Consider the following 3,220-nt stretch of genomic DNA (forward strand, 5'->3'; position numbering starts at 1 on the left):
TTGTTTAAGTAAGTAGGCTTTACATTTTGTGAGTAGAGTAAAGAAATAGTAAGAATTAATTAGCACAGCTATTGATAAACTTGTTGTTACTTTTCTTTGGGCATAAAAAAACACCGCCTAATAGGCGGTGTAAACAAATTTGACAGACAGGTCAAAATAAATACAGGAAGTAGATGCCTCGTTTCAGCGCGTAGCTGCAACAAAACATTTGGTAGAACTCTACCCAACTCGAAAAGTACGAGTTTGCAAACACAACATCGCAGGAGCTAAGCCAATTGATTCTAGAGAGAATCAAGCCGTTCAGGCTAGCTGCTGCGGAATGAAATATAGAATTTCTCTAGCCGCTAGGCAACGGACAAATTATAATGTTTCAGATAAAAAAAACTAATGCTTATTTAGAGAGTAACTATGTCTCGTCGATTACCCCCATTAAACTCGCTAAGAGTGTTTGAAGCTGCGGCTCGGCACTTGAGTTTTACGCGTGCCGCTGAAGAGTTGTTTGTTACTCAAGCTGCGGTTAGTCACCAGATAAAAGCTTTAGAAGAGTTTCTGTCTTTGAAGCTTTTTCGCCGAAGAAACCGTTCTTTGCTGCTCACTGAAGAAGGGCAAAGCTACTTCTTAGATATCAAAGATATATTTACATCATTGGCTGAGGCCACTGATAAGGTGCTTGAGAGAAGTGAGAAGGGCGCGTTAACCATCAGTTTGCCACCAAGCTTTGCGATTCAATGGTTAGTACCAAGGCTTGCTGACTTTAATCAACAAGAACCTGATATCGATGTTCGAATTAAGGCTGTTGATATGGATGAAGGCTCGTTGACCGACGATGTGGACGTCGCAATCTACTATGGTCGAGGTAACTGGCCGGGCTTGAGAGCCGATAAATTGTATCAAGAGTACTTGGTTCCTCTCTGCTCCCCATCTGTGTTATTGGGAACAAAACCATTAGAATCTCTAAAAGATTTAACATGTCATACACTATTGCATGACACGTCTCGTAAAGATTGGAAACAGTTTGCGAAACAAAATGGTATCGATGGGGTAAATGTTAACCATGGACCGATCTTCAGCCACTCAACCATGGTGTTGCAAGCTGCCGCACACGGGCAGGGTATTGCGCTGGGTAACAACGTTCTTGCACAACCTGAAATCGAAGCGGGTCGTTTGATTGCGCCATTTGATGAGGTGTTGGTAAGCAAGAACGCTTTCTATGTGGTGTGTCATGAGAAACAAGCCGACATGGGCCGTATCGCTACTTTCCGTGATTGGATGCTGGCTAAAGCACAAAGTGAACAAGAGGACTTACTTGATGAGTAGCATCATTATTGATGGTGAAGATAATCCGATCACCTTTATCTTTGCGCACGGTGCGGGCGCTGGTATGGATCATGAGTTCATGCAGTCGGTAGCCAAAGGATTAGCCTTTAAAGGGATACGAGTGGTTCGCTTCAATTTCCCTTATATGATCAAGCGTGCCGAAGATGGTAAGCGTCGTCCACCTGACAGAGCGCCTAAGCTGCTTGAAGCTTATCAAGAGATCATTGAGCAAACTGATGCTGACAAGCTTGTGATTGGTGGTAAGTCGATGGGAGGCCGCATGGCGAGTCATTTATCTGAGTTGGATAAAGTGGCAGCGATGGCTTGTTTAGGTTTCCCTTTTCATCCTCCGGGTAAGCCAGAGAATTATAAAGGTGAACACCTCGCTTCTTTGCAAAAGCCATGTCTGATTCTTCAAGGGGAACGCGATACCTTTGGTAAGCGTGAAGAGTTTGCTGATTTCGACCTATCGGATTCCATTCGAGTTGAGTTTATTCCCGATGGCGATCACAGCTTCAAGCCGCGCAAGAGCTCTGGCTACACAGAACAGCAGAACATCGCATTAACGGTTGAGAAGCTCTCAGCATTCATTAAAGAGGTGCTCAATGAGAAGTAAGGATTTACTCATGTTTGCTGGCATCTCTGGCGCGATTGCGGTGATGCTTGGTGCGTTCGCTGCACACGGGTTAAAGGCGATTCTACCTGAGTATCTTCTGGGCGTATTCGAGACAGGGGTTCAGTATCAGTTTATCCATACGTTAGCGATATTAGCGTGCGGCGCTCTGCTACAGATGAAACTTGGCGCTAAATCACAAAAATATTTTTTCATTGCGGCAATTTGCTTTATCATCGGCATCCTTTGTTTTAGTGGTAGCCTGTATGCGCTGGCACTGACAGGAATAAAATGGTTTGGCCCAATAACTCCGTTTGGTGGTCTACTATTTATCATTGGTTGGGGAGTCTTCTCCTTCGCTGCTTTGAATATAAAAGAGGTAACTCAGTGAAACACGTACTACTTTATTGTCGCTCTGGTTTTGAAAAAGAATGTGCTGGCGAAATTCAAGACAAGGCAACACAACTGGAAGTGTTTGGTTTTCCTCGCTTAAAGAACAATACCGGTTTTGTACTGTTTGAATGTTACCAAGCTGGTGAAGCGGACAAGTTGATCAAAGAGATCGATTTCCAATCATTGATCTTTGCTCGTCAAATGCTAGCTGTAGCGGTTGAAATCAAAGACCTGCCAACTGATGACCGTATCTCTCCAATTCTTGAGGCGCTTTCTGAGAAAGAAGGCTTCCCTCGCTGTGGTGATATCCGTATTGAAACGCCAGATACTAACGAAGCAAAAGAGCTACTGAAGTTCTGTCGTAAGTTTACTGTTCCAATGCGCCAAGCAATGCGTGGCAAAGGTTTGATGACAGCTAAGGATAACGCTAAGAAGCCTGTGCTTCATTTATGCTTCATCGCGCCGGGTCACTGTTTTGTTGGTTATTCTTATCCAACCAACAACTCACAGTTCTTCATGGGCATCCCTCGTTTGAAGTTCCCTTCAGACGCGCCAAGCCGTTCTACATTGAAGCTAGAAGAAGCGTTCCACGTATTTATCCCTCGTGATGAATGGGATGAGCGTCTTGCTCCGGGTATGTGGGGTGTAGATTTAGGTGCTTGTCCAGGCGGTTGGACTTACCAACTAGTGAAACGTTCTATGTTCGTTCACTGTGTTGATAATGGCATGATGGCAGACAGCCTGATGGAAACTGGCCAAATCAAACACCACATGGTGGATGGCTTTAAGTTCGAACCAGACCGTAAGAACGTCACTTGGATCATCTGTGACATGGTTGAAAAACCAGCGCGCGTTGCACACCTTATGGGTGAGTGGATCATCAAAGGTTGGGCGAAA

At 44.6% G+C, this 3,220-nt stretch carries 4 protein-coding genes; all 4 read left to right on the top strand.

The genetic code is table 11. From position 1 onward, the window contains the following. Nucleotides 1–408 precede the first annotated feature (408 nt). Nucleotides 409–1,317 carry a transcriptional regulator GcvA gene (locus BCT81_RS04165; RefSeq protein WP_102423322.1) on the top strand — a complete coding sequence of 303 codons (909 nt, stop codon included), beginning with the start codon at nt 409–411 and terminating at the stop codon, nt 1,315–1,317. Then, the gene (locus BCT81_RS04170) at nt 1,310–1,933 is read left to right on the top strand and encodes an alpha/beta fold hydrolase (RefSeq protein ID WP_004738519.1); all 624 of its coding nucleotides are present in this window, start codon (nt 1,310–1,312) and stop codon (nt 1,931–1,933) included. The genes BCT81_RS04165 and BCT81_RS04170 overlap by 8 nt, the downstream gene beginning before the upstream one ends. After that, nucleotides 1,923–2,321, top strand: coding sequence for a DUF423 domain-containing protein (locus BCT81_RS04175; protein WP_102423323.1), 399 nt, complete (start codon nt 1,923–1,925; stop codon nt 2,319–2,321). Before BCT81_RS04170 ends, BCT81_RS04175 begins: the two co-directional genes overlap by 11 nt. After that, nucleotides 2,318–3,220 (top strand): 23S rRNA (cytidine(2498)-2'-O)-methyltransferase RlmM (gene rlmM / locus BCT81_RS04180; protein ID WP_102423324.1); only part of this gene is annotated, 903 nt, incomplete at its 3' end. The genes BCT81_RS04175 and rlmM, both read left to right, overlap by 4 nt.

Source organism: Vibrio sp. 10N.261.52.A1 (assembly GCF_002876325.1).
Taxonomy (GTDB): Bacteria; Pseudomonadota; Gammaproteobacteria; order Enterobacterales; family Vibrionaceae; genus Vibrio; species Vibrio chagasii.